The organism is Novosphingobium humi (assembly GCF_028607105.1).
Classification (GTDB): Bacteria; Pseudomonadota; Alphaproteobacteria; order Sphingomonadales; family Sphingomonadaceae; genus Novosphingobium; species Novosphingobium humi.
In genome coordinates this window covers 94,533-121,275 of sequence record NZ_CP117417.1, presented here as the reverse complement: position 1 = coordinate 121,275, position 26,743 = coordinate 94,533, and the positions used below count along the sequence as shown (strand labels likewise).

Sequence of the window (26,743 nt, the reverse complement as noted above, 5' to 3'; positions counted from 1 at the left end):
GCTTCAGGACGAGACACCTCTTCTGCCTGATTGGCAATCCAAGCGTCAATTTTAGCAAGCAGGTCGGGTTGAAGGCGAACGCCTACCATCTGCCCGGCTTGGGCAGGTCGTGTCTTTTTCGTGTAAACGCGAATTGACGTGCTCATATTTTGGAGCTAACACGAAAGTGAGCCGAACGGAAGCGCCAACTCCCGCCCGGCTCTAACCACATTCGCAAAGGAACTGCGATCATGGCTGACCTTTCCCTACGGGCGAAATCCGCCCAAAGCAATGTTGTGCGCCTGCCCACCGCTGCCCGCCGCAAGGTGAAACAGGTCTGGACCGACGAAAACCGGCAAGCCCGCATGGCCCTGCACCGTATCCCAAAAGAGCGGTTTCTCTACCCTCCGGTGCGCGAGGCTATCCCGGTCGCCAAAGAGTTGCTTGCCCTGCGCGCTGACATATCCGTCGAGCTGGAACTGCTAATCGCCTTGCTGGAAACGCTGGACGATGCCGCCCGAAAAAAGATGATGGAACACCTCTTTCAGGGCGTCCTTGCCGGTCGCCGCACCGCCTATCAGGCCATGGCGCTGATCCGGGGCACAAAGCTGACCTACGGCCAGCAAAAAGACCTCGATGCCGCCTTCGCCTTCATCGCTCGCGAGGGGGTGGGCCAATGACCCTCGCAATTTCCCGCCGCTCGCTGCTGGGCGCAACCGCCGCGCTCCCGGCGCTCACATTCCCGGCCATCGCCGCCCCTGCCGAGCATCCGCTTGACGCCCAAATGCGGGCATCGCGTGAAGCGGCAAACGCGAAATTCTGGAACCTGCACACCCAGCTTGAGGCGCTTGAAGCCGAATGGTCTGCCTGCCCAGATGATGACAGGGCAAACGAGGAGCGCCTGTCGCACCTTGTGAGCGCCAAGTACGATGAAACCATGATGCAGCCGGTTTCCTGCGCCTTGGCCGTCCTCGCCAAGCTCAAGTTGACAGAATTTGATGCCGCCAACGCCGTGCTCCCCTACCCCGCCGAAACCGCCGCCCAGATGATCGAATGGGATTTGGATCGGTGCGCGAAGGAAAGGCTTGCGGGTGCCTAGCCATCGCCATTGCTAATGTCGAAAAAAGATGTTAGTTATCCTATCGTATTTTTTGGACGATAGAAATCATGCCTCGCCTCTCGATCCTCGCAGATGACTTTGCCGAACGGTTCAATTTTGAGCCGTCGAGGGTTGCGGGGATCGTCAAGGCGCTGCGGGACGAGCCGCGACAAGAAGGTATGGAGGCGTTAATTAAGGCCGGTCCTCGAGGGGTGAATGCTCCCAATGCGACTGCGCTTGATGCCGCCCGCATCTTAATTGCAATGATGCTGCGCGTGAAGCATCACGAGGCACCTGAAGCGGTGCGCTTGTTCGGTGCATTTCCTCTTGGCCCAATTCTTCGCAACGATACTCCGGTGGAGCAAGACAAAGAGCAGTCTTATCGGGCGCAAGCTCCTGTATCCTGCGAAGACGCATTGGCCAAGGCTCTGGAATTTTACGGCCACGAAGGCGCGGCGGAGGTCGACGAACGCAATTTCACTTTTAGCATCCATCGCGATTTAGCATCCGCCTCGGTCACCGTTGGGATATGGGCTGGCGACGACGATCCCCGATGGGAAAGCGACGATTTCAGCGGATTTGATTATATCGAATTCCGTTATCTTCACCCTGAATTCGGCCCCAGCATCGCGAACGGCGGAGAGTTGACGCCAGAACTTCGCGCGGCTTGGCGGTGCTACCGCAGCGGCTTCCATGAGATACCGACGCTGAATAGCGGCGACTTGGCTGAAATTGGCCAGGTCATAGCCGGTCACCTCGAGCCTCTTAGGCCCGAAACATGATTTTGAATTTCCGCCCCATACAAATGCGGTCGCGCCGCGCGACCAACAGCGAAAAGCCCGGTGGCTGGGGGCGGAAAGGGCTTGCTCGAAGCCCATTTCTTCACAGCTTCGCAATCGGGCAACGCGGCACAGTTTCGCCAACGTCGAGAGACAGTCGGCCCGCAACGTCGAGAGACAGTCGAACATCACGGTGCCGGGGCAAATGCCCCGGCCAGTTTGAAAGGCAAACTTTATGAAAACTTCTGACCTCCTTGAACAACGCGCGGCCATTGTCGACCGCATGAACGCCGCCCATACGGCGGACGATGGCGCCGCATTTGACACCGCCGAGACGGAACTGCGCGCGCTGGATGGCAAGATCGAACGCGCCAAGAAGATCGAGCAGGCCGAACGCACCGAAGCTGGCACCGTCCTGTCGGGCGATCCGAAGCTGTCAGGCGAACTGCACAAGCGCTTTTCACTGGTGCGCGCCATGGCGATGCAAGCCGGTATCGGTGGCCACGATTTCGGCTTTGAACGCGAAGTGCAACCCGAGCTGCTGAAGCGCGCCGGCAAGCCGACCGCCGAAGGCGTACTCTGCCCGCTCGAAATTTTCCTTGAACGTCGCGCCTCTCTGTCAACCACAAACCCCAGCGGTGCGACCGGCGCCAACCTGATCGCGACGGAACTGCACGGCGAATATTACTTCGACCGCCTGCGCGCTGCGCTGAAGGTGCAATCGCTGGGCGCCACGGTCCTGTCGGGCCTTGTTGGCAATATCGACATTCCCGGCCTGAAGGACTCCGTATCGACCGGCTGGGTGGCCGAGGATACGGCGCTTAACGGCTCCGTCCCCGGCTTCCGTAAAGTCAGCATGACGCCCAAGCACGCGGGCGGCATCACCGAAATCAGCCGCAACATGCTTCAGCAATCCAGCGTCGACGTGGAAAATCTGATCCGCTCCGATTTCGCCTATATGCTGGCCGCGCTGGTGGACGCCGCCGCGATCAATGGCAGCGGATCGGGTTCTGAGCCGCGCGGCATTCTCAACACCAGCGGCATCGGATCGGTGGCCATGGGCACCAATGGCGCCGCCCTGACGGCGGATGCCACCCGCGATCTGATCGGCAAGGTGGATATTGCGGACGCGCCGAATACCTCGCGCGCTTTCCTCACCAACAACAAGGTCAAGGTCGCAACGTCCAAGATCAAGGACGGCCAAGGCAATTACATGGGCTTTGGCCCCGAGGGCGTCTTTGCCGGTGAACGCACCGAATTTTCCAGCCAGGTGCCGAGCGATCTCACCAAGGGCACCGGCACCAGCCTTTCGGCGCTGATCTATGGCAATTGGGCCGATCTGCTGATCGGCTATTGGTCCGCCTTCGACCTGCTGGTGAACCCTTACGAGTCGACCGCCTATGCTAAGGGCAACGTGTCGGTTCGCGCCATGCTCACTTGTGACATTGCCGTGCGCTATGCCGAGAGCTTTGCCGCCATCAAAGACGTGGTGGCCTGATATGGCGGCGGTCACCCTTGAACGCCGCGCCTTCGCTGAAATCCGTGCCAGCGGGCGCCGGATCGAGGGCTATGCCGCCACCTTTGGCGCCGTGGCGCAAATCGGCTCCATCACTGAGACGATTGCACCCGGCGCCTTCCGGTCCACTCTGGCGGGCGATGTTGTGGCCCTGCTGGATCATGACGCGGGCAAGGTGCTGGGCCGTACACGGTCCGGCACCTTGCGCCTTTCCGAGGATAGCAAGGGCCTCGCTTTCTCGCTCGATCTGCCCGACACACAAGCGGGCCGTGATGTTCTGGCGCTGGCGGAACGCAATGACCTGGGCGGCATGAGCTTCGGTTTCATGGTGCCCAAGGGTGGCGAAGCCTGGAACGGCGAGCGCCGCACCCTTCTGGCAGTCGACCTACACGAAATCAGCGTTGTTTCGGCATGGCCAGCTTATCCCGATACTTCCCTTGCGCTGCGAGGCCGCGTCACGCCCCAGGCCGAACGCCGCCGCCGCGCCATCATTCTTGCGGGGGTGAACCATGCAATTCGCTGATCGCATCCTGTCGCGCCTTGGCCTCGAACGCCGCCGCGCCGATCCTTCATGGCAGGCCATGGCACCGGGCCAGGGCTACTTCGGGGGAATGTCAGCTCGCGCCGCCGAGAACCTTTCGGCGGTACTGGCTTGCTCCACCGTGATCGCCACCTCGCTCGCCAGCATCCCCGCCCTGATCTATCGCCGCGATGGTGACAGCCGCGTCGAAGCGCTGAACCATCCTTTGACCCGCCTTACCCGGCTGGGCGTGAATGACGCCATGACATGGCCCGATTTTATCGAGCATCTTGTTGCGTCCGCCTTGCTGATGGGCAACGGGCTGGCCGAAGTGCAGCGTAGCGGCAATGGGAGCCTTTCGGGCTTGCGTTTCATTCCTTGGGCGAATGTCAGCGTCGTGCAACTAAGCACGGGAAAGCTGGCCTTCGACGTGTTGGACACAAAGGGAGGCAATATTCGCCGCCTTCTGCAAGGCGAGGTAATCCACCTTCGCGATAGGACCGATGACGGCCTTGTGGGCCGCTCGCGCCTTTCCCGCGCCCGAGAGGCAGTCGAGGCGGTACAGGCTAGCAATGCCTTTGCGCGCAGCTTCCTGAACAATGGCGCCCAGCCCAGCGGCTTTATCAAAGCCACCGCCGCACTTGGCCCCGATGCGATGCGGAGCCTTCGCGAACAATTCAGCGCCCGCTTTCAAGGCCCAAGCAATGCGGGCCGGATTGGTGTTCTCGACGCCGGGCTTGATTGGGCACCGGCCCAAATTTCGCCGGAAGATGCCGAGCTTCTGGAAACCCGGAAATTCGGCATCGAGGAAGTTTGCCGCTTGTTCCAAGTCCCGCCGCCGCTGGTGCAGGACTATTCGCATAATACCTTCACCAACTCGGAAACCGCTGGCCGATGGTTCGCGATGTTTACGCTGTCGCCCTGGGCGCGCAAGATCGAGGCCGAATTTGCCCGCAGCGTCTTCCCCTCGACCGGCACATTCGAAATGGAACTGGACCTTTCCGGCTTCCTACGCGGCGATCCGGCAACCCGCTGGAACGCTCACAAGATCGCCCTCGACGCCAAGGTTCTGGACCCTGACGAAGTGCGCCAGGTCGAAGGGTGGAACCCCCGCGCCCAGCGCCAAGGCGAGGTAATCGCATGAAACAGCCTTACGAACCTTGGATCATCCGCGCCGCTCGCAGAGGCGTCCCCGGCTGGATACTTGGCTTGATTATTGCCGCACAAGCGGAAGTCGATTTTGAGGAGGATGACGAATGAAGCCTTCTCGCCGTGCAGCCATTCCCGAATCGGAACTGCGCAGATGGGCGCGAGTCGCCTGCAAAGAAGGCGTTGCCATACGTGGGCGCCTTGCTCCTGACGGCAGCGTAACCGTTGAAATCAGCCCAACCGTCCCAGCACCCGCCAGCGACAACGACGATTTGGACGCCCGCCTTGATGCCTTCGGAGGATCATGAAACCCCAACGCTTCCTTTATGTTTCTTCATTCAAAGACCGCCACCAGAAGAGCCGGTGGCGGTTTCGTCGCAAGGGATATGCGACGCACTATTTCAAGGCAGAACAGGGCACCAAGGAATTTGAAGCCGAGTATGCCGCCTGCCTCGCTGGCGAACCGATCAAGCCCGGCGTATCGAACATCAAGCCCGGTAGCGTGTCGGACGTGATTGTCCGCTATTACCGCGACAACGCCTTTCAGGATCTGCGCCCGGCCACACAAACCGTTTATCGCGGTGTTTTGGAGCGCTTTCGCGCAAAGTTTGGTGATGATCCCATCATCCGCTTTGATGCCGACCGCATCGCCCGCTTGATGAATGCCATGCGCAGCAAACCACACGCCGCCGCGCGCCTTCGCAAACTTCTGGCCCAACTGTTCATCGTGGCACGCCGCTCAAAGCTGGTTCCGTTCAGTTTCGATCCGGTGAAAGATACCAAGCCGCCGCGCGCCGAAACAGTAGGCTATCACCGCTGGACAGAGGACGAGCTGGCAGCATTTGAAGCGACTCACCCGCTGGGCACCAAACCGCGCCTAGCATTCGCCCTACTGCTCTATGGGGCACAACGAAGCGGCGACGTTCGCTTTATGAGCCGGAAGACGATCGAGGGCGGCCGCATCCAGCTCGACCAAAGCAAAACCAGCGCAACGGTTGATGTGCCGATCGTGCCGCCTTTGCAGGAAGCTCTGGATGCTGGACCGCTGGGCAAGATGACGCTGCTGGAAAACAAGAGCGGCGAACCGTTTAGCCCAAAGGGCTTTGCCAACATGATAAAAAAGGCCGCAATAGCTGCGGGCCTGCCGCATTGCTCCGCACATGGCCTTCGCAAGTCTGCTGCACGGCGATGCCGAGAGGCCGGATGCACCAATGAAGAGGGCATGGCGATCACCGGGCACAAGACCGAAAAAGAGTACCTGCGCTACGCTGGTGACAGCACCCGAGGCATCCGTGCGGATGCTGCAATGGACAAAGTGATGGCTAACCAAGCTAAAAAGTTAGCCATGGCACAAAGCCAAACCATTGAAGGTTAACCGAAATGTTTAGGAAAATGGATGCCCTGCAAGGATTCGAACCTCGATAGACGGAATCAGAATCCGTAGTCTTACCATTAGACGACAGGGCATCATCTCGGTGTGGAGCGGGCCTCTAAACCCACAGATTACAAGCGTCAAGAGGAAAAATGCAGACCCATGGCAACTTGCGGCAAGTCGCATGGGCGCGCTGGAATCGCCGGTCCGTCGGGGCGGCCACCGGCGGCCCGCCCCGCGCCGCGTCCGGCCCGATGCGACAATCCTCCTTATCAGCCATTGCTCCGGAGGCCGCTCGGCGCTAGCATGGAGGGCAACATTACCCGCGTATCTCGCGGGGCACAGATTTTTGAGAATTACACATGGCGGATCAAACTCCGCCGGACACGCCAGCAAAGGTTCAACGGCGCGGGGAAAAAGCAAGGCGCCGGGCACGCAAGAGTCGCGCTGCCGCCCCGCGCAAGGACCAGAGAGTAGACGTAACCGGCGGCAAGCCCGAAGGCGCAGTCGTGCCCGCGGAGCAGAGCAATTCCGGGGCGACGGCGCCCCCCACCTCGCGGCGCGGCGCAAGGCGCAGGCGCGGGGCAAAGGCGCGCGAACGCGGCGCGGCGGCCAGAGCCGTTCCGGGCAAGGCCGCCAATCCCCCAAAATCGGGCCTTCCCCAGAAAGCACCCAATGCCGCCAAGTCCGGCGCCAAGGCGCCCGAAGGCACCGCGCCCCGGCCCTCGACCTATTTTCACGGGCCGTTTGGCCAATCCTATGCCGCCATCGACCTTGGCACCAACAATTGCCGCCTGCTGATCGCGCGGCCTGCGGGCGACAGTTTCGTGGTGGTCGATGCCTTCAGCCGGGTCGTGCGCCTGGGCGAAGGTCTGGCGCAGACCGGGCGCCTGTCGGATGCCGCGATGGAGCGGGCGATGGGCGCGCTGCGGATCTGTGCGGATAAATTGCGCCGCCGAGGCGTGGCGCTGGCGCGTTCCGTGGCCACCGAGGCCTGTCGGCGGGCCACCAACGGGCCGGAGTTCATTGAGCGTGTCCGCCGCGAAACCGGCATTGCGCTCGACATCATCTCGGCGCGCGAGGAAGCGCGGCTTGCGGTCCTGGGCTGTCATATCCTGATCGAGCCCGGCCCCGGCCCGGCGCTGGTGTTCGACATCGGCGGCGGTTCGACCGAACTGGTGTTGATCGAGCATCAGGATGATGGCGGCGTGCCGCTGATCCGCGATTTCGTCTCGATCCCCTATGGCGTCGTCTCGCTGACCGAAAGCTGCCGGCCCGAGCTCGATTCGCCGCAGGACCGGGCTGAACGCTATGCCGAAATGCGCGCGCTGGTCGATGACGGCTTTGCCGCCTTTGCCGCGCGCATCGCCCCCCTGCGCGAAGGGCTGGTCCACGATCACCTTGAGCATAAAGGGGGGCCCCTGCGCCTGCTGGGCACCAGCGGGACGGTGACGACGCTGGCCAGCGTGCATCTCGACCTGCCCCATTACGACCGCAGCGCGGTGGACGGCTGCATCGTGCCCGCCGCCAGCATGCGCGCGATCAGCCAGCGCCTGTCGAGCCTGAGCGTGGCCGGACGGCGCGAAGTGGCGTGCATCGGGCGCGAGCGGGCCGATCTGGTGGTGGCGGGTTGCGCTATCCTCGAATCGATTCTCGATCTATGGCCGGCGGCGCGCCTTGGCGTGGCCGACCGCGGCATCCGTGAAGGCATCCTGCGCAGCCTGATCGGCATCACACACAGCAAAGGAGACGCGGCATGAGCCGTTCCGGCCGCGATCCCGGCACTCGACTGAAAAACACCAAGGGGCGCACCGCCTCGCAGGCCCGCTGGCTGCAACGGCAGTTGAACGACCCCTATGTCAAGAAAGCCAAGGCGGACGGCTATCGCAGCCGCGCGGCCTATAAGCTCATTGAACTGGACGATAAATTCGGTCTGGTGAAAGGCTCGCGGCGGGTGGTCGATCTTGGCGTGGCGCCGGGCGGGTGGACACAGGTGGTGCGCCAGCGCGCGCCGCAAGCGGGCGTGGTCGGCATCGACCTGCTGCCCACCGACCCGATCGAGGGCGCGATCCTGTTCGAAATGGACTTTATGGCCGACGAGGCCCCCGACGCGCTGATGGAGGCGCTGGGCGGGCGGCCCGATCTGGTGATCTCGGACATGGCCGCCAACACCGTGGGCCACAAACAGACCGACCATTTGCGCACGATGGGCCTTGTGGAAACGGCTGTGGATTTCGCTGTGCATAACCTGTCCAAAGGCGGTGCATTCGTGGCGAAAGTCTTTGCGGGCGGGACCGATCCGGGGCTTTTGAACATCCTTAAGCGGCATTTCACAACCGTAAAGCACGCCAAGCCCCCTGCGAGCCGGAAGGATTCGTCGGAGTGGTATGTGATTGCTCAGGGGTTCAAGGGGACGGTTGAGGAATTGGAAGCCGGTAAGGAAGAAGGGTGAAATGCGAGGGTCTAGACCCTCGCGCTCCCGTTACTGTCTGCGTTGCGTCATGGGTTCGGCGTCAGGTGTCGGACGCAGCCTTCGGATTTTATAGCCTGCGGCGCCGAGCAGCGTTAGGTCGCCGCGCCGCAGGCTATAAAACCACAAACCCCACCGCCGCCAACCAAGCGCCACCCCCTTAACGGGATTGCAAAGGGCCCCCGCCCTTTGCCCGCCGGAGGCAAACCTTCTAAAACCCCTTAATCCTCAATTCCCCCATGGCTGTCGGCCACCCCGCGCGTCCAGTAACCGGCAGCCTTCACCCATTCGCGCGGATGGCCCAGCGTATCGACGACATAGGCCTTTACCGCCCGCGCCATTTCGGTTTCGCCCGCGATGAACACGAAACCCTCACCCGCAGGCAAATCCACCCCGCCAAGGGCCGCGATCAGGCGGGCGGCGTCTTCCTTGCCCCCGCTCTGCGCGGCGCCACGATGGGCCCACAGGCCCTGCCATGCCGATTTCGCAGCAAACACCTGCTCGCTGTCGGGCCCATCGACCACGACGGCGGTGATAACGGGGACGCCCGCGCGCAATTCCTCGGTGCGGCGGCCGATCGAAGGCAGCGCGGCCTCGTCGCCGATCAGGAGATACCAGTCGAAATCATCGGGTACGACCGCCGAGCCGCGCGGCCCGCCGATGGCCAGCGTGTCGCCGGACTTGGCCTCGATGGCCCATTTCGTAGCGGGGCCTGCCTCGTGGAGGGCGAAGTCGATGACCAGCATGCCAGCGGCCGTATCAAAGCGGCGGGGGGTGTAATCGCGCATCAGCGGCTTTTCCTCGCCCGGCTGGGGAAAGAACAGCTTGATATGGTCGTCGGGCGAAGCGCTGGCGAAATCGTTGAGATCATCGCAGGAGAAGGTGATGCGGCGCATGTTGGGGCCAAGCGCCTCAATGGTCTGGACGGTCAGCGTGCGACGGCGGATTTCGTAGCGCATGCGGGTGACTTGGTGGCGGGGGGCGGTGTCGGTGCTCATGATGGCTTTTCCCTTTTGCGGAAGGTGGGAGGGCAGGTGGCGGCGGCGCAGGATTTCGAGGTAAGTCATCATGGAGCAGCCTGTTCCTGAATCGCTATGTTGCAATCAAGATATATCTTATAACGCGAAACACAAGTCCCCCCGCGCGATTTTTTGCGACGGGCTCGCAAAAACAAAAACGGCGCCCGAAGGCGCCGTTCCCGTGTCCTGCAAAAATTTTCGCGCGATCAGCGCAGATCGGGCGGCGTCGCCTCACCTTTCAGCATGGCAATCGCCTCCGACAGCGGCATGAACTTCTGCTGCTGCTCGCCCAGAATGCGGACCGCCACAGTGCCTTCCTCGGCCTCGCGCTTGCCGACAACCAACAGATAAGGCACCTTTTTCAGCGAATGCTCGCGCACCTTGTAATTGATCTTCTCGTTGCGCAGATCGCTTTCCACGCGGATGCCCGCCGCCTTCAATTGCGCCACGGCGTCCTGCGCATAATCGTCGGCGTCCGACACGATGGTGGCCACCACCGCCTGAACCGGAGCCAGCCACACCGGCAGTTTCCCGGCGAAATGTTCGATCAGGATGCCGATGAAACGCTCATACGAGCCGAGAATCGCGCGGTGCAGCATGACCGGGCGGTGCTTTTCGCCATCCTCGGCAATATAGGCCGCGTCGAGGCGCTCGGGCAGCACGCGGTCCGACTGGATCGTGCCGCACTGCCATGTCCGGCCAATCGCGTCGGTCAGATGCCACTCCAGCTTGGGCGCATAGAAGGCCCCCTCGCCCGGCAGTTCTTCCCAACCGTATTCCTCGGTGGCCAAACCGGCATTGACCACCGCATCGCGCAGCTCCGTCTCGGCCAGATCCCACATTTCCTCGCTGCCGAAACGCTTTTCCGGGCGCAGCGCCAGCTTGATCGAATAGGTGAAGCCAAAGTCCTTATACACGCGGTCGGCCAGTTGGCAGAAGGCGCGCACTTCCTCGACGATCTGATCCTCGCGGCAGAAGATGTGGCCATCGTCCTGCGTGAACTGGCGCACGCGCATGATGCCGTGCAACGCGCCATGCGGCTCGTTGCGGTGGCAGCAGCCCATTTCGGCCAGACGCAGCGGCAATTCGCGGTACGACTTGATGCCCTGACGGAAGATCAGCACATGCGCCGGGCAGTTCATCGGCTTCAAGGCCATCCAGTCGGCGTCCTTGGAGACGATGGGGCCATCGTCCTCGGTATTCGGCGCCTCGTCGGGGATGACGAACATGTTTTCGCGATATTTGCCCCAGTGGCCCGATTGCTCCCACTGCTTGGCGTCCATCACCTGCGGGGTCTTGACCTCCTGATAGCCGGTGCCGTCAATGGCGCGGCGCATATAGGCCTCCAGCTCGCGCCAGATGAGATAGCCCTTGGGGTGCCAGAACACGCTGCCATGCGCTTCGGATTGCAGGTGGAACAGGTCCATCTCCGCGCCCAGCTTGCGGTGGTCGCGCTTGGCCGCTTCTTCCAGACGCAACAGATGCGCATCGAGCTGCTTCTTGTTGAGCCAGCCCGTGCCATAGATGCGGCTGAGCATCGCGTTCTTCTGGTCGCCGCGCCAATAGGCGCCCGACACGCGGGTCAGCTTGAAGGCCGCCGGGTCCAGCTTGCCGGTCGAGGGCAGATGCGGCCCCTTGCACATATCCAGCCAGTCGTCGCCCGACCAGTAAACCGTCAGTTCCTCATCCTCGGGCAATTCGGCGGCCCATTCGGCCTTGAAGCTCTCGCCCTGCTGCTTCCAGCGCGAAATCAGTTGCTCGCGGCTCCACACCTCGCGGCGCAGCGGCTTGTTGGCGGCGATGATCTTGCGCATCTCCGCCTCGATCGCGGGCAGGTCTTCATCGGTAAACGGGCGGTCCTTGGGCGCGAAATCGTAATAGAAGCCGTCATCCGTCGCCGGGCCAAAGGTGATCTGCGTGCCGGGAAAGAGCGCCTGCACCGCTTCGGCCAGAACGTGGGCGAAATCATGCCGCGCCAGTTCCAGCGCGTCCTTCTCGTCCTTGCCCGTCACCAGCGCCAATTGCGCATCGCCCGCGAAAGTTCGGGTGAGATCGACCAGTTCGCCATCGATGCGCGCGGCAATCGCGGCCTTGGCAAGGCCAGGGCCAATCGCGGCGGCAACATCCGCAGGGGTCGAGCCCGGCGCCATCTCGCGCACAGAGCCATCGGGAAGGGTGATCTTGAGCATGGTCGACATGGGCCAAGCCCTTAGCGCCCGCGCGGCCAAGGCTCAACAGCAAAGGCGCCCGCCCGCTGTCGGCCGGGAAACTTGTTTTGCGCGCCAAACAGGCCCATCTGAAGCGCCATGATCCAGACTCATCTGATGCCGGACGGCCGCACCATCGCCTATCGCCACACGCCCGGAACGGGGCCGACCATCCTCTTCCTGCCCGGCTATATGTCCGATATGGCGGGCAGCAAGGCCAGCGCGGTGTTCGACTGGGCGGCGGCAAACGGGCGAGCATGCCTGCTGCTGGATTATTCGGGATGCGGGCAATCGCCGGGGGATTTTGCCGATGGCACGCTCTCACGCTGGCGCGACGAGGTGCTCTCGCTCATCGCGGCCTATGTCGCAGGGCCTGTCGTGCTGGTGGGGTCGAGCATGGGCGGATGGCTGATGCTGCTGGTGGCCCGCGCGATCCCCGACCGCATCGCCGGATTGGTGGGCATTGCCGCCGCGCCCGATTTCACCGCTTGGGGCTATGACGAGGCGCAAAAGGCACAGCTGGCCGCCGGGCAGACCATCCTCGAACCCAATCCCTATGGCCCCGAACCAACGCCCACCCATGCCGCCTTCTGGGCCGATGGCCAATCGCAATTGCAGCTCGACAGCCCCATCCCTATCGACGCCCCCGTCCGCCTGCTGCACGGGATCGAGGACGCCGATGTCCCGCCCGCCATCGGCCATCGTCTGCTGGGGGCGCTGCGTTCGGGCGATGTTCAGCTCACCCTTGTCAAAGGCGGCGATCATCGTCTCAGCCGGGATGAGGACATCGCCCTGCTGCTGCGCACCCTTGCTACTTTTGCAGATTGATCGCCCATGGCCCTTGTTTTCCTGATCCCCCTCGTTGCTCAGGCTTCCTCGCTCAACGGTGGGGGCATTGCGGGCCTGAACCTGCCCCAGATCGACCGGCCGCGCCCGGTGGCGCCCCGCCCGCGCGGCATCGTGTTCGATTGGCCCACGCAAACCAGCCATTTCCGCAAATGCATGGATGCGGCCGAGAGCGATCCGGCAGGCGGGCTGAGCGATGCGCGCCAATGGGTGAAGGACGCGGCCAGGGAGCATGAGATCGCCCGCGCGCAGGCCAATGTCTGCCTTGGCAGCGCTCTGTCCCGGCAGGGGCAGTGGAGCGCGGCCCGCGCCGCCTTCATCGCCGCCCATGACGCCACCACCGATCCGCTCTGGCGCGCGCAGGCGGGCGCGATGGCGGGCAATGCCGCGCTGGCGCAGGGGGCCGCCGATGACGCCCTGCCGCTGCTCGATGCGGCGCTGGCCGATGCGCGCACGGCCTCGCGGCCGGTGCTGGCGGGCGGGATCATGGTGGACCGCGCCCGCGCGCTGGTTGCATTGGGCCGCCAGGTCGAGGCCGAGCCGGTGCTGGCCGACGCGCGCGCCGCCTTGCCCGATGATGCGCAGGTCTGGCTGCTCTCGGCCACACTCTCGCGCCGGATGAACAAATTGCCCGAGGCGCAGGTCCAGATCGAGAATGCCGCCAGACTGGACCCGCGCGACGGCGAAATCGGCGTGGAGGCGGGCGTCATCGCCATGCTGTCAGGCCATGAGGACGCGGCGCGCAAGAGCTGGGAATCGGTGATCAAGACCAGCCCCGATTCGGACAGCGGCGCGCGCGCAAAAGCCTATCTGGCGCAGATCGGCCCGCAGACCCCGGCCCAAACGGCAGGAAAATAAAGTGTATAAGTGCAATCCCATCTTGGCGGCATCACGGTAATAAAATAACACAAATGCGTAACCTCTGATGGCTAGGCCGGATGGGGCGAACCAAGACCAAGTCGTAATACAGGCCCCGGGCAGCCGGGAATCCCCCCTGCCCCGGCCGCATCCCCGGCCACGGGGGGAGAGTGTGTCCGACAATGACAAAAATTTCTCGTAAGCCTGAATCCCCTTCCCAAACCCCTGCGATCAACCCGCGCGAAACCGCGCTGGCCCGCCATCTGGCCGAGGCGCAATTGCCCGGCGACGGCGATCTGGACGCCGACGGGCTGATCGCGGCGGCGCGTTTCCTGCTGGCCGCCGGAGGGCGGCGGGAAAGGACGCAGACCGCGCTTTCCATCGAAAATGTGTCGCGCGAAGGGGGCGGGCGTTTCATGCGCATCGCCATCGTCAATGAAGACATGCCCTTTCTGGTCGATTCGATCGCCACGACGATTTCGGCGCAGGGGCTGGTGATTGACCGGTTGCTGCATCCGGTGGTGCCGGTGCTGCGCGACGGGCGAGGCGAGATCACGCAGATTCCCGATGATCACGGCCCCGGCATCCCGCGCGAATCGATGGTCTATCTGGAAACCGCACGGGCCGACGCCCGGACGCGCGCGGCCATTTCGGCGGCGCTGGGCGTGACGCTGGGCGATGTGCGCGCGGCGGTGGGGGATTGGCCCGCGATCCAGCGCGCGATGGTCGATGATGCCGCCACCTTGAACGCGATGGACCGGACCGAGGGCGCGGCCCTGCTGCGCTGGTTCAATGACGGGATGCTGACGCAACTGGGCCATGTTGTGCGCCGCCGTGACGGCACGCAGACCGGCGCGCTGGGCATTTGCCGCAAGAGCACGTGGGAATTGCTCTCCGCGCCCGCCTATGCCCGCTGCTTTGCCTGGTTTGATCATTTTCTGGCGCGGGGCGGGGCGGGCCGCCTGCCGCTGATCGTCAAATCGAACCGTATTGCCCATGTCCACCGCCGGGTGCCGCTCGACCTGTTCATCCTGCCCGTGATCGAGGAGGGCAAACTGGCCGCGCTCTCGGTCCATGCGGGCGTGTGGACCAGCGCCGCGCTGGCCACCGCGCCAGGCCATGTGCCGCTGATGCGCGCGCAGCTCTCCGCGCTGCTGGAAAAGCATGAGTTCAGCCCCAACGGCCATGCGGGCAAGGTGCTGACCCATGCGATGACCAGCCTGCCCCATGATCTGATGATCGGCTTTACCGATGTCGATATGGAGCGTGTGGCGCTGGCCATGATGAGTCTGATCGACCGCCCGCGCCCGCGCATCGCGCTGGTCTGCGCGCCGCTCGAACGGCACATTTACGCTTTCGTCTGGCTGCCGCGCGATTCGGTGGCCACCGAGGTCCGCCACGAGATCGCCCAGATGCTGAGCGAGGCCACGCAGGGGCAGGTGATCGACTGGAGCCTTGAGGTCGAGGGATCGAATCTGGCCCAGTTGCGCTTTACCCTGTCGGTGGATGAAGGCCAGAAGAGCTGTCCTGAACCCGATGAGGCGGCGCTCGACGCCCGTTTGCGCGCCATGCTGCGCGGATGGGGCGATGCGGTCGAGGTCGAGGTCGCCCGCACCGAGGAATCGGGCCGCGCCGCCGCCATCGCCGCGCGCTATGCCGGGGCCTTTCCCATCGCCTATCGCAACCTTTATGGCCCGGCCGAGGCCGCGCAGGACATCGCCCATCTGCGCCGCATCGCCGCCGCCCCCGATGACGAGGCCCATCAGCGCGGCGTGCGCCTCTATCGCCTGCCGGGTGATGAGGAAGGGCAATTGCGCCTCAAGCTTTATCAGCGTCACGGTTCGCTGGTCCTGTCCGATGTCGTGCCCGCGCTGGAAAATTTCGGCTTCCGCGTGATCGATACGATCCCCACCACGCTGGAATCGGGCGATCTGGCGCTGGGTTCGATCCATGATTTCGTGCTGACGCTGCGCGGCGGGCAATCGCTGGGCGAGGTGTTGGGCCATGCACCGATCATCGAGGATGCGCTGACCGCGATGCTGCATGGCGCGGGCGAGAATGACGGGTTCAACCGGCTGATCGTGGGCGTGGGCCTGTCGGCGCGGGAGGCCAACTGGCTGCGCGCCTTCTATCGCTATCTGCGGCAAACCGGCCTGTCCTATGGCATTGATACGGCGGTCGACGCGCTGCTGGGCGCGCCGGTGGTCACGCTGGGTCTGGTCGATCTGCTGCGCGCGCGCCATCAGCCCGGCATTGATGACCGCGACAAGGCCGAAGCCTTGGCCGAGGAGGCGATCCGCGACGGGCTGGCGGGCGTGACCGCGATCAACCAGGACCGCCTGCTGCGCGCCTTCCGCGCGGTGGTTCATGCGTGCCTGCGCACCAATGCCTTTGTCGATGCGGGGCGCGAGGCACTGGCCTTCAAATTCGATTCAGCGCTTGTGCCGGGCCTGCCCAAGCCTTTGCCGTGGCGCGAAATCTTCGTCTATTCGCCCCGTGTCGAGGGCATCCACCTGCGCGCCGGGCCGGTGGCGCGCGGGGGCCTGCGCTGGTCCGACCGGCGCGACGATTTCCGCACCGAGGTGCTGGGCCTGATGAAGGCGCAGCGCGTCAAGAACGCCGTGATCGTGCCCACCGGCGCCAAGGGCGGTTTCTATCCCAAGCAATTGCCCGACCCGGCGCAAAACCGCGACGCATGGGCCAATGAAGGGCGCGAAAGCTACAAGCTCTTCATCCGCACCCTGCTCTCGCTCACCGACAATATTGTCGATGGCGCGGTGGTGCATCCGGCGGGCATGGTGGTGCTCGATGGCGAAGACCCCTATTTCGTGGTCGCCGCCGACAAGGGCACCGCGACTTTCTCCGACACGGCCAATGCGCTGGCGGCGGAAAAGGACTTCTGGCTGGACGATGCCTTCGCCAGCGGCGGGTCCAAGGGCTATGACCACAAGGCGATGGGCATCACCGCACGCGGGGCATGGATTTCGGTTCAGCGCCATTTCCGCGAAATGGGCATTGATGTTCAGACCGACCCGATTCGCGTGGTGGGCGTGGGCGATATGTCGGGCGATGTGTTCGGCAACGGGATGCTGTTGTCGCGCTCGATCCGGCTGGTGGCGGCCTTTGACCACCGGCATATTTTCCTCGACCCCGCGCCCGACGCCGAAAAGTCGTGGGAGGAGCGCAGCCGCCTCTTCGCCCTGCCCCGGTCAAGCTGGGACGATTATGACAAGAGCCTGATTTCGCAGGGCGGCGGGGTTTTCCCGCGCACGCAAAAGTCGATCCCCCTCTCGCCCGAAATCTGCGAGGCTTTAGGCATCGAGGGCGAGAGCATCGATCCCGACAGCCTGATGACCGCGATCCTGAAAGCCCCGGTTGATCTGCTCTGGTTTGGCGGCATCGGCACCTATTTGAAGGCCCCGCATGAGGCCCATGCCGATGTGGGCGATCCGGCCAATGATGCGATCCGCGTGAACGGCGCCGATGTGCGCGCCCGCGTGATCGGCGAAGGCGGCAATCTGGGCTGCACCCAGGCGGGACGCATCGACTATGGCCTGCATGGCGCGCAAGGGGTTGGCGGACGCGACAATCCGGACTTCATTGACAATTCGGCGGGCGTCGATTGCTCGGACAAGGAGGTCAACATCAAGATCGCGCTGGCCAGCGCCAAGCGCGCGGGCCGGCTGGATGAGGATGGCCGCGTGGCGCTGCTCTCCAGCATGACCGACGATGTGGCCGCGCTGGTGCTGGAGGATAACCGCTTGCAGGCGCTGGGCCTGTCCATTGCCGAAAGCGGCGGGGCGGCGGCCGTGCCGGGCTATGTTCGGTTGATCGAGGTGCTGGAGGATGGCGGCCATCTCGACCGCCGCACCGAGGGGCTGGCGGATGCCGACACGTTCCACCGCCGCGCCGAGGATGGGGAAGGCTTTACCCGCCCCGAACTGGCCGTGCTGCTCTCCAGCGCCAAACTGGTGCTTCAGGATGCGCTGGAACGCTCGGGCGTGCTGGATGATCCGGGGCTGGAGGCGGACCTGCTCTCCGCTTTCCCGCCCGCCATGCGCGAGACGTACCGCGAGGACATCCTGAACCACCGCCTGCGCCGGGAAATCCTGGCCACGCGAATCGCCAACCGGCTGGTCAACCGGATGGGCTTTATCCACCCCTTCGAACTGGCCGAAGAGGAAGGCGTGAGCCTTGCCGATGTGGCCGCCGCTTTCCTTGCCGCCGAAAGGCTGTTCGCCATGGGGCCGGTGTGGAACGATATCGAAAGCGGGCAGATGGAGGAACCGGCGCGTATCCTGCTGTTTGAACGGGCGGCCCATGCGCTGCGCGGGCATATGGCCGACCTGCTGCGCGCGGGTGCGGCGCAGGAATTCCCCTCGGTGCTGGCCGATGCGCTGGCCCCGGCGCTGGAGGAACTGGCCGGTGCGCTCGACGGGCTGCTGGTGTCCGAGGCGCGCAGCGGTTCGGCCCGCCTGCGCGCCGAACTCTCGGTGGCGGGGGCCAATGAGGCGGAATTGAGCAGCGTGGTGCGCCTGTTCGACCTTGACGGGGCGGTGGGCATCGCGGCGCTGGCCCATGGCGCGGGGCTGGAAGCCGTCTCGCTGGCCAAGGCCTTTACCAGCCTTGGCGCAACGCTGGGCCTCGATTGGGCGCAGGCCACCGCCGCGCGCCTCTCGCCCTCCGACCCATGGGAACGCCTGCTGGTGGGCGGCCTTGCCCGCGATTTCCAGCAGATGCGGCTGGATGCGCTGCGCCGCTGGAACGGCGGCGATCCGCAAGGCGCGGTCAATGACTGGCTGGCCGCGCAGGCCGATGGCGTGGCGCGCTTTGGCGGCATGATCGAGCGGGCGCGCAAGGTCGTGCCCACCACGCCCGCCCTGTTGGCCCAGATTGCCGGGCAGGCGCGGGGGTTGTTGATGCGGTGAGGTTTAGGGAAAGGGGTGATGCGAGGGACTCGTCCCTCGCGCTCCCGTTACTGTCTGCGTTGCGTTTTGGGTTTGACGTTTCGTGTCGGACGCAATGTCTGAATTTTAAAGCCTGCCGCGCGGAATGGCCTGAACCCACCGCGCCGCAGGCTTTAATTTCATCACCCCCGCCAACCACCACCACAATTATCGGGATTGTTAAGGGCCCCCGCCCTTAACCCGCCGGAGGCATAAACCCTCCAAACCTACCCCAACCTCCCCAACGCCCACAAGGCCGCCTCGGCCACCGCCTCATCCTCATCGCCCAGCAAAGCCTCCACCGGCCCGATCAGCGCCGCATCCCCGCTGTTGCCCGCCGCATAGAGGCAGTTGCGGACGAAGCGGTTGCGCCCGATCCGCTTGATGGGCGAGCCGGAGAAGAGCTGCCGAAACCCGGCATCGTCGAGCGCCAGCAGTTCGCCGATGCGCGGCGCGACCAGTTCGGCACGGGGCAGGAAGGCGCGGTTGCGCGCGGCGGCATCGGCAAATTTGTTCCATGGGCATACGGCGAGGCAATCGTCGCAGCCATAGATGCGATTGCCCAGGCTCTCGCGGAATTCCTCCGGGATCGGCCCTTTATGCTCGATGGTGAGATAGGACACGCAGCGCCGCGCATCCAGTTGATAGGGCGCGGGAAAGGCGCCGGTGGGGCAGGCGTCCTGACAGGCATGGCATGATCCGCAGCGGTCGCGCCCCGGCGTATCGGGTGCAAACGCGATGGTGGTATAGATCGCGCCCAGAAACAGCCATGAGCCATGCTCGCGGCTGACGACATTGGTGTGCTTGCCCTGCCATCCGATGCCGGCGGCGGCCGCCAGCGGCTTTTCCATAACCGGGGCGGTATCGACAAAGACCTTGACGCCGATCTGCCCCAGCCCGGCCCGCGCTGCCGCATCCACCAGCCAGCGGGCGAGAGCTTTCAGCGCCTTTTTCACCACATCGTGATAATCGGTCCCCTGCGAATAGACCGAGATCCGCGCCCGCTCGCCCACCTGCGCCAGCGCCAGCGGATCATGGGCGGGCGCATAGCTCATGCCCAGCGCGATCACGCTTTGCGCCTCGGGCCACAATCCTTGCGGCGAACGGCGGTGGTGCAAACGGTCGGCCATCCAGCCCATCTGACCATAGGACCCGGCTTCCAGCCATTGTTCGAGGCGGGCCGCACGCGCCTCATCCTCCTGCGCGCCCGCCACGCCAAAGGCCGCAAAGCCCAGACGCGCGGCTTCTTCACCCAACGCTTTTTGCAGAGAGGGGATGGCATTGTTAAGCAAGGGGAGGCTAGATCCTGCTAAGGGTTAGGCCAAAGACGCTTAGGGGAACCGCAAGTGCTGAGCAATGACTGGGCCATTGAGGCGCGCGGCCTCGTCAAATGTTTTGACGGGTTCACCGCCGTCGATGGGGTCGATCTGATGGTTCCGCAAGGGGCGATCTACGGCATCCTTGGCCCCAATGGCGCGGGCAAGACCACGACGCTGCGGATGCTTCAGGGCATTATAGACCCCGATTCGGGGGTGCGGCGCATTCTGGGCGCGGACCGGCCCCATGATGTGGCCCACCGGATCGGCTATCTGCCCGAGGAGCGTGGGCTTTATCCCACGATGAAGACCTATGAGGCGATCGCCTTTATGGGCGCGCTGCGCGGCCTGCCTCTGGCCGAGGGGCGCAGGCGCGGCAAGGCGATGATGGAGGAACATGGCCTCTCCTATGCCATCGACCGCCAGATCCGCCAGCTTTCCAAAGGCATGGCGCAACAGGTGCAGATCCTGGGCACGCTGGTCCATCAACCCGATCTGGTGATTTTCGATGAACCTTTTTCGGGCCTTGATGCGCTCAATCAGGGCAAGCTGGAAAAGATGATCCGCGCGCTGGCGGCGGGCGGGACCACGGTGATCTTTTCCACCCATGTCATCGCCCATGCCGAAAGATTGTGCGACGAGGTGGCGATCATCGCGGGGGGCCGGGTGCCTTTTGCCGGGCCGGTGGACGTGGCGCGCGACCGCATCCCGGCGCAGGTCCGCCTTGAAACCCGCCAGACGCAAGGGCCATGGCGCGCCGCTTTGCCGCCCGATGCGCGACATGAAGGCGCCTTGTGGTCCTTCCCCCTGCCCGAAACCGGAGTCGAGCCTTTGCTGCGCGCGCTGATCGAGGGCGAGGCGGGTATTCTCTCGCTCTCGATCGAGCGGGCCGGGCTGCATGACGCCTTTGTCGCCATTGCCGGAGAGGCCGCCGCCCGCGCCCTTGGCCAACCCACGCAGGAGGAAGCGGCATGATCCATAAAGGCCGGCTTTCCACGCTTGCGGGTGCCTTTGTCGTCGCCCGGCGTGATTTCGTCGCTATCCTGTGGAGCCGCAGCTTCATCTTCTTTCTGCTGGGGCCGCTGTTTCCGCTGTTTGTGGGGGCCATGGCGGGCAGCATCGGCGCTCATGTCGAAAATGCCGTCGATACGCCGCAAATCGGCCTGATGATGGCGGGCAATGATATCGACGCCATGCTGACCGCGCGCCATGCGCTCGAACCGGCGCTGCGCGATGATCTGCCCGATCTGGTGGTGGTGGCGCGGCTGCGTCCGGGCGAAAAAGCCGATCCGCGCGGGGCGCTGGCGGATAAGAGCATCAATGGCGGCAATCTCTCGGCCATCATTTCGGGCACGGCGCGCGCGCCCGTGCTGACCGGCACACCGGGTCGTCTGGCCGCATGGCAGGGCGCGGTCTCGCTGATCGCGGCGAGGGCCACGGGCCATGGGCCGGATGTGCTGCCCGATGTGGCGCTGGCCCCCACGGCCACCTCCACCGCCGCGCAGGCGCATAATCGCGTGCTGACCGCGCAGGGGGGGCAGACGCTGCTGTTTCTTCTGACCATGCTGCTGGCGGGCATGGTGCTGTCCAATCTGATGGAGGAAAAGGGCAATAAGGTCATCGAGATACTGGCCGCCGCGATTCCGATGGAATCGGTGTTCTTCGGCAAGCTCTTTGCCATGCTGGCGATCAGCTTTGTCGGCATCGGGGTCTGGGCCTTGTCGGGGGCGGTGCTCTCGATGCTGGGCTGGGTGCATATTCCCGAACTGGTGACGCCTGCTCTGGGCTGGCCCTTGTTCATCGTGCTAGGGGTGGCCTATTTTGCCATGGCCTATCTGGTGCTGGGCTCGATTTTTCTGGCGATCGGGTCGATGGCCAATTCGGTGCGCGAGATCCAGACGCTGAACATGCCCGTGACGATGGGGCAATTGATGGTGTTCTTCTTCGCCTCCTATGCGATGGCGCGCCCCGGTTCGGGGGTGGAGATCGCGGCGATGGTGGTGCCCTTTTCCTCGCCCTTTGCCATGCTGGCGCGCGCGGCGATGCAGGAGGATCTGTGGCCGCATCTGATCGCGCTGGGCTGGCAGGCGCTCTGGGTGGCGATCTTTGTGCGCGGCGGGGCGGCGCTGTTCCGCAAACGGGTGATGAAAAGCGGGCCGCAGGGGGCGGGGCAAAAACGGGGCCTGATCGCGGCGCTGCGCGGAAAAAAGTGAACGCTTGAAACTTTCTCCCTTTCGCCCACGTATAAGGGGTAAAGGGAGATTTGCCATGCGCCCCACCCGTCGCCAGATTCTACGCCAGATGACCTTGGGCCTTGCCGGTGCCGCCCTGATCCCGACGCGGGCATGGGCGGCTTTTCCGCTGACCCTGCCCGATGCCGAATGGCGCAAACGGCTGACGCCCGCGCAGTATAATATCCTGCGCGGCAAACAGACCGAATATCCCTTCACCTCGCCTTTGCTTAAGGAACATCGCAAGGGCACCTTCGTCTGCGCGGCGGACAATCACCCGCTTTTCGCCTCCTTCACCAAATTCGATTCGGGCACAGGCTGGCCCAGCTTCTGGCGCCCGCTCGACGGCGCGGTGGGCACCAGCACCGATCACGAATTGGGCTATGCCCGCACCGAGGTCCATTGCGCGCAATGCGGGGGCCATCTGGGCCATGTGTTCGACGATGGGCCGCGCCCCACCGGGCTGCGCTATTGCATGAACGGGGCGGCGATGAAGTTCATCCCGGCCTAGGGCGTTGAATGCCGCATTTTCCGAGCCGATGACCGGTTCCGGTCATCTTGAAAATGCTCTAGCGCACGCGCCAGATCCGCAGGCCCTCGCCCTGCGCGCGCACCGGCGCCAGCCATGACGGCACCCGCCCGGCCAGCAGATCGGCCGCCAGCCCATGGGGCGCCTCACGGGCATAGATCTGCGGCTCGCCCAGATCGGGGCAGAGCGCGACATAGGCGATGTGATTGGCGCGGACGATGGCTTGCGCGGCATCAGGCGGGCTGACAAAGGCGGCGATCGCATCATGCATCCCGCGCGCGCCGCGATGATGGCCGGTGGCCAGCACACTGTCCCGGCTGCCCAGCAGGAGATCGGGCCCGATGTCGAGCGGGGCCAGAACGGTCCCCTGCGGCATGGCGTTGAGCACAGCGGCATGGCGCCGCGCCTCGCAGGCCGAAACCTGCCGGGCGGTGGCAGGCGCCGGGGAGGACGCCGGATGCGGCACCATGGCCCAAAGCGTGATCGGCGCCGAGGGCACCATCGCGGCCACGATCCCCAGCAGCGCGACCGGCCGCCCCTGCCGCGCCAGCACCAGCCATTCGCCCACCAGCCAGGCCAGCGGCACCGCCGAAAAGGCCCCCGCCACCGCTCCGGCCCGCGTCACCAGCACGGCCACGCCCAGCGCCCCGCCAAGGATCAGCGTATATTCCTGCCACCACACGCGCTCTTCGCCCGCGCTGCGCCGGATCAGCCCGACGCAGGCGAAAAGGGCAAACAAGGGCGGCACCACGGTCTGCAATGCCGTCGCCCAATCCTGTCGCCAGACCGGCAGCCCTTCGGCCACCTGCTGATACCACAGGCGCTGGACCAGCGGGTCCAGCATGTTGAAGCTGCCCCCCCGGCATTGCGGGGCAAGGCCGAAATAAAGCGCCAGCGCGCCCGCGCCCGTGATGGCAAACCCCACCAGCGCCGGGCCGCGCCACACGCGCAGAACGACAGCCGCCCAGACGAACATCGCCAGATGCACCGGGGCAACGGCATCGCAATGCTGCGCCCAATCGCCCCAGCGCGTGGCCGCGAAACAGGCCAGCGAGACAACCGCCAGTGCTGTGGCGAAATGCGCCAGCCAATATTTCGTTTCGCCCACGTTCTTTGCAGGCGGCAAGGGTGCTGACGCATCAGCAACTTGAAGACGCTCAAGCGCCGCGCGGGCTGGGCCGGTGCTCCGCATCGGTCTCAGCCAACGCCACGCCCCCAGCGCGCCGAACACCGCCGTCAACGGCAACCCTTCAAGGCTGATCGACAGGCCGATGGCCAGCGCCGCCCCCGAAATCCACCCGCCGATCCGCGCGTGGCGCGTCATCAGCCCTTGCAGCGCCAACATCGCGGCGGCCACCTGCCAGCCATGATGGTCGATCCGCATGGGGCGGATCTGCGTCACCACCGGCACCGACATGGCCAGCGTCAGGCAGGATAGCGTCGCCGCCTCGGCCCCCAGCCTTTCCCACGCCACCCGCGCCACCAGCACCATGACCACGGCCAGCGTCACCATCGGCACGACGAGCATGGCAGCCATCTCGGCCCCCTGGCCCCCCAACAGGGGCCGCAGCACCAGCACCACCGCCGCCAAAGGCACATCGACAATCCGCGACCAATGCATCGCCACGCCGCCATGCGCCGGATCGATCCGGTGCTGGGTCACATCAAACCAGCCCTGCCCGCCCAGCCAGTCGCGCAATTCGACCAGCCGCAGCGCATCATCGGGATCGGGGAAACGCCCCGCCGCGATTCCCCCCGCATTGGTCAGCAGCAACAGCAAAACCACCAGCCCATAGGCCAGCGCGACGCGTTTGAAAAAATCGCGGATGTCGCCCCTCATGCCGCCGCCGGACGGGGCTTGAACACCACCAGCGAGCGCAGCAGCCATGTGGCGATAAAGCTGATCCCCACCGCCGCGATCTTGGCCATGCGCGGATCGAAACCGGCCCTTGCGCCGATCCCCACGATCGCCGCCGTCAGGCCCAGCCCGACCAGCGCCGATCCTGCAAAGAGCGCCTTCTGCACCCGGCGCGCCGCGCCTTCGGCCGCCTCAAACACCACCCGCGCGCAAAGCCACCAATGCAGCCCCACCCCCAGCCCATAGGCGGGAACCGAAGCCGCCGCAGGGGGCATGTTCATATGCAGCAACAGCACGAATGCCCCCATATCCGCCCCCAGCGCCGCCACGCTGACGCCCAGATAGCGCAGCGCCCGCGCCCCCAAGAGGACAGGCAAGAGGGATCGCATCAGGCCGCGCGCCGCTTGTCGCCGGATCGCTTGTTGCCGACCAGCCGCCGGGGCACATCGCGCATCGAAGCCAGCGCCGCAACCTGATCCGGCGTTGGACTCGCGGCGGGCCGGACGGCCTCGCGCTGCGCCCCCTCATCGCCCGCCTCGTGATATTCGGCATCCTCGTTCACGCGCCAGATGTCATAGATCCGCTTGCCCGCCTTGATGTTTTCCACCGTCAGCATCGCGGTCATCATCGCGTGATCCTGGTTGTTGTAGCGGTGCATCCCATTACGCCCCACCATATGCAGCGTGGGGAAGCGCGCCTCAAGATCGGCCCGCATCGCCGCGACATGTTCGGCATAGGTCTCGTCATAGACCGGATAGGCCTTTTCCTGACGCACCACCGCCCCGCCGATCACTTGCTCTGCGCGCACAAGGCCCAGAATCTCCATCTCGCGCGTGGCCAGCGTGATCAGATCCTCATCGCTTTGCGACCACAGGCCATCGCCCTCAAAGCAGAAATATTCCAGACCCACACAGGCCACACCCGCCTCGGGCACCATTTCGGGCGACCAGCTGCGGAAATTCTGGATGCGGCCGACCTGAACCTTGGAATCATGGATATAGATCCAATTGTCGGGGAACAGATCCTCTGACCGGATCTTGAGCGCCACGGTCAGGAAGTCGCGATATTTCAGCTCCATCGCCTCGGGCAGGCTGGCGGGCAGAGGATGGATGCGCGATGCCAGTTCGCGCATCGGCGCGCTGGAAATGACATGGGCGGCATGGATCACCGTTTCCCCGCCGCTGTGGCCGGCCGAGACGCGCCATTGCCCGTCCGGCCCTTGCGAAAGCTGTTTGAGCGCATGGCCCATCAGCACCTGCCCGCGCCCGCTGGCGATCACATGGTCGCGCGCGGCCTCCCACATCATGCCCGGCCCAAGGCGGGGATAACGGAAGCTTTCCAGCAGCGTCTTGGTCGCCATCCCGTCATTGGGGCCTTTGTTCAGGCCCAGCGAACGCTTCAGCCCGTCGACCACCGCGCCCCAGAGCGACAGCCCCTTGATCCGCTGCGCCGCCCAATCGGCGCTCATCTCGTCGCAGGGCATGCCCCAGACCTTTTCGGTATAGGTCTTGAAAAAGATCGAGAACAGTTTCTGTCCGAACTGGTTGACGGTCCAGTCCTCAAAGGATTTGACGCTCTTGCGCGGGAAAGCCTTGGCCCGCGCGAAACTCGCCATGCAGGCCGCGCTGCGCCACAGGCCCAGGTTGCGCAGGGCCTCGAACGCGCGCAGCGGATAGGAGTAGAATTTGCCCTCGTAATAGATCCGGCTCATGCGCGGGCGCTGGATGAAATCATGGGGCAGGATCTCGTTCCACAGATCGACCACCGCCTGCGATTTGGAGAAAAACCGGTGGCCGCCGATGTCGAAGCGATAGCCCTGATGCTCGACCGTGCGCGAAATGCCGCCGACATAGCGCTCGTCCTTTTCGATGACCGCCACGCTCATGCCCGCCTTGGTCAGCAGATAGGCCGCCGTCAACCCGGCCGGACCCGCGCCGATGATCGCCACATCGACCATCGCGCCTTTGCCCGCTCCACCCGTTTCAAGGCCGCCAACAACCATCTGATTCCCCAATTTCCGTCCCCTTTTGGGGTGAAGGAAAATGGCCA

At 64.5% G+C, this 26,743-nt stretch carries 21 protein-coding genes and 1 tRNA gene; 15 read left to right on the top strand and 7 right to left on the bottom strand.

All coding sequences use genetic code 11. The features are described from left to right. Positions 1–230 precede the first annotated feature (230 nt). From PQ457_RS00535 to PQ457_RS00505, 7 genes are all read left to right on the top strand, one after another. Positions 231–659, top strand: a complete 429-nt coding sequence (locus PQ457_RS00535) for a hypothetical protein (protein WP_273617885.1) — start codon at positions 231–233, stop codon at positions 657–659. Then, positions 656–1,078: a hypothetical protein gene (locus PQ457_RS00530; protein WP_273617884.1), complete on the top strand. Its 423-nt coding sequence runs from the start codon at positions 656–658 to the stop codon at positions 1,076–1,078. Before PQ457_RS00535 ends, PQ457_RS00530 begins: the two co-directional genes overlap by 4 nt. A 68-nt stretch (positions 1,079–1,146) precedes the next feature. Next, positions 1,147–1,860, top strand: a complete 714-nt coding sequence (locus tag PQ457_RS00525; protein WP_273617883.1) for a hypothetical protein — start codon at positions 1,147–1,149, stop codon at positions 1,858–1,860. 232 nt (positions 1,861–2,092) lie between these two features. Further along, positions 2,093–3,355 (top strand): phage major capsid protein, encoded by a 1,263-nt coding sequence (locus PQ457_RS00520; RefSeq protein WP_273617882.1) that lies wholly within the window; start codon positions 2,093–2,095, stop codon positions 3,353–3,355. 1 nt (position 3,356) lies between these two features. Next, a complete protein-coding gene (locus PQ457_RS00515; protein ID WP_273617881.1) occupies positions 3,357–3,896 on the top strand; it encodes an HK97 family phage prohead protease in 540 nt (179 codons plus the stop codon). Continuing rightward, the gene (locus tag PQ457_RS00510) at positions 3,883–5,037 is read left to right on the top strand and encodes a phage portal protein (protein ID WP_273617880.1); all 1,155 of its coding nucleotides are present in this window, start codon (positions 3,883–3,885) and stop codon (positions 5,035–5,037) included. The genes PQ457_RS00515 and PQ457_RS00510 overlap by 14 nt, the downstream gene beginning before the upstream one ends. 309 nt (positions 5,038–5,346) lie before the next feature. Continuing rightward, positions 5,347–6,417, top strand: a complete 1,071-nt coding sequence (locus tag PQ457_RS00505; protein WP_273617879.1) for a tyrosine-type recombinase/integrase — start codon at positions 5,347–5,349, stop codon at positions 6,415–6,417. 18 nt (positions 6,418–6,435) lie between these two features. Here PQ457_RS00505 and PQ457_RS00500 read toward each other — a convergent pair. Beyond that, a tRNA-Gln gene (locus PQ457_RS00500) sits at positions 6,436–6,509 on the bottom strand. A gap of 267 nt (positions 6,510–6,776) precedes the next feature. Here PQ457_RS00500 and PQ457_RS00495 point away from each other — a divergent pair. Then, positions 6,777–8,174, top strand: a complete 1,398-nt coding sequence (locus PQ457_RS00495; RefSeq protein ID WP_420540952.1) for a Ppx/GppA phosphatase family protein — start codon at positions 6,777–6,779, stop codon at positions 8,172–8,174. Next, entirely contained in the window at positions 8,171–8,866 is a 696-nt protein-coding gene (locus PQ457_RS00490; RefSeq protein WP_168603137.1) for an RlmE family RNA methyltransferase, read from the top strand. The genes PQ457_RS00495 and PQ457_RS00490 overlap by 4 nt, the downstream gene beginning before the upstream one ends. 239 nt (positions 8,867–9,105) lie before the next feature. On the opposite strand, the gene PQ457_RS00485 is transcribed toward PQ457_RS00490, so the two are convergent. Both PQ457_RS00485 and thrS read right to left on the bottom strand, forming a co-directional pair. Next, positions 9,106–9,882 (bottom strand): siderophore-interacting protein, encoded by a 777-nt coding sequence (locus PQ457_RS00485; RefSeq protein WP_273617878.1) that lies wholly within the window; start codon positions 9,880–9,882, stop codon positions 9,106–9,108. A gap of 227 nt (positions 9,883–10,109) precedes the next feature. Further along, positions 10,110–12,101 carry a threonine--tRNA ligase gene (gene thrS / locus PQ457_RS00480; protein ID WP_273617877.1) on the bottom strand — a complete coding sequence of 664 codons (1,992 nt, stop codon included), beginning with the start codon at positions 12,099–12,101 and terminating at the stop codon, positions 10,110–10,112. 108 nt (positions 12,102–12,209) lie between these two features. On the opposite strand from thrS, the gene PQ457_RS00475 reads away from it, so the two are divergent. The 3 genes from PQ457_RS00475 (at position 12,210) to PQ457_RS00465 (ending at position 18,742) form a co-directional block, all read left to right on the top strand. Continuing rightward, complete coding sequence (locus tag PQ457_RS00475) at positions 12,210–12,938, top strand: alpha/beta fold hydrolase (protein ID WP_273617876.1); 729 nt, start codon at positions 12,210–12,212, stop codon at positions 12,936–12,938. Between the two features lie 6 nt (positions 12,939–12,944). Further along, positions 12,945–13,814 (top strand): tetratricopeptide repeat protein, encoded by an 870-nt coding sequence (locus PQ457_RS00470; protein ID WP_273617875.1) that lies wholly within the window; start codon positions 12,945–12,947, stop codon positions 13,812–13,814. Positions 13,815–13,996: 182 nt separating this feature from the next. After that, positions 13,997–18,742 carry an NAD-glutamate dehydrogenase domain-containing protein gene (locus PQ457_RS00465; protein WP_273617874.1) on the top strand — a complete coding sequence of 1,582 codons (4,746 nt, stop codon included), beginning with the start codon at positions 13,997–13,999 and terminating at the stop codon, positions 18,740–18,742. Between the two features lie 245 nt (positions 18,743–18,987). Here the strand turns inward: PQ457_RS00465 and queG are convergent, their stop codons facing one another. Then, on the bottom strand, positions 18,988–20,016 hold the full coding sequence (gene queG / locus PQ457_RS00460) for a tRNA epoxyqueuosine(34) reductase QueG (protein ID WP_420540951.1): 1,029 nt from the start codon (positions 20,014–20,016) through the stop codon (positions 18,988–18,990). 90 nt (positions 20,017–20,106) lie between these two features. Here queG and PQ457_RS00455 point away from each other — a divergent pair, with 90 nt between their 5' ends. The 3 genes from PQ457_RS00455 to msrB are packed head-to-tail and all read left to right on the top strand — an operon-like array spanning position 20,107 to position 22,818. Next, complete coding sequence (locus PQ457_RS00455) at positions 20,107–21,051, top strand: ABC transporter ATP-binding protein (protein ID WP_273617872.1); 945 nt, start codon at positions 20,107–20,109, stop codon at positions 21,049–21,051. After that, positions 21,048–22,289 (top strand): ABC transporter permease, encoded by a 1,242-nt coding sequence (locus PQ457_RS00450; RefSeq protein ID WP_273617871.1) that lies wholly within the window; start codon positions 21,048–21,050, stop codon positions 22,287–22,289. Before PQ457_RS00455 ends, PQ457_RS00450 begins: the two co-directional genes overlap by 4 nt. A gap of 55 nt (positions 22,290–22,344) precedes the next feature. Next, the gene (gene msrB / locus PQ457_RS00445) at positions 22,345–22,818 is read left to right on the top strand and encodes a peptide-methionine (R)-S-oxide reductase MsrB (RefSeq protein WP_420540950.1); all 474 of its coding nucleotides are present in this window, start codon (positions 22,345–22,347) and stop codon (positions 22,816–22,818) included. A 58-nt stretch (positions 22,819–22,876) separates the two neighbouring features. On the opposite strand, the gene PQ457_RS00440 is transcribed toward msrB, so the two are convergent. The 3 genes from PQ457_RS00440 to PQ457_RS00430 are packed head-to-tail and all read right to left on the bottom strand — an operon-like array spanning position 22,877 to position 26,696. After that, a complete protein-coding gene (locus PQ457_RS00440; RefSeq protein ID WP_273617870.1) occupies positions 22,877–24,676 on the bottom strand; it encodes a hypothetical protein in 1,800 nt (599 codons plus the stop codon). Next, positions 24,673–25,071 carry a GtrA family protein gene (locus tag PQ457_RS00435; RefSeq protein ID WP_273617869.1) on the bottom strand — a complete coding sequence of 133 codons (399 nt, stop codon included), beginning with the start codon at positions 25,069–25,071 and terminating at the stop codon, positions 24,673–24,675. Before PQ457_RS00435 ends, PQ457_RS00440 begins: the two co-directional genes overlap by 4 nt. An 11-nt stretch (positions 25,072–25,082) precedes the next feature. Then, positions 25,083–26,696 carry an NAD(P)/FAD-dependent oxidoreductase gene (locus PQ457_RS00430; RefSeq protein ID WP_273617868.1) on the bottom strand — a complete coding sequence of 538 codons (1,614 nt, stop codon included), beginning with the start codon at positions 26,694–26,696 and terminating at the stop codon, positions 25,083–25,085. Positions 26,697–26,743 lie beyond the last annotated feature (47 nt).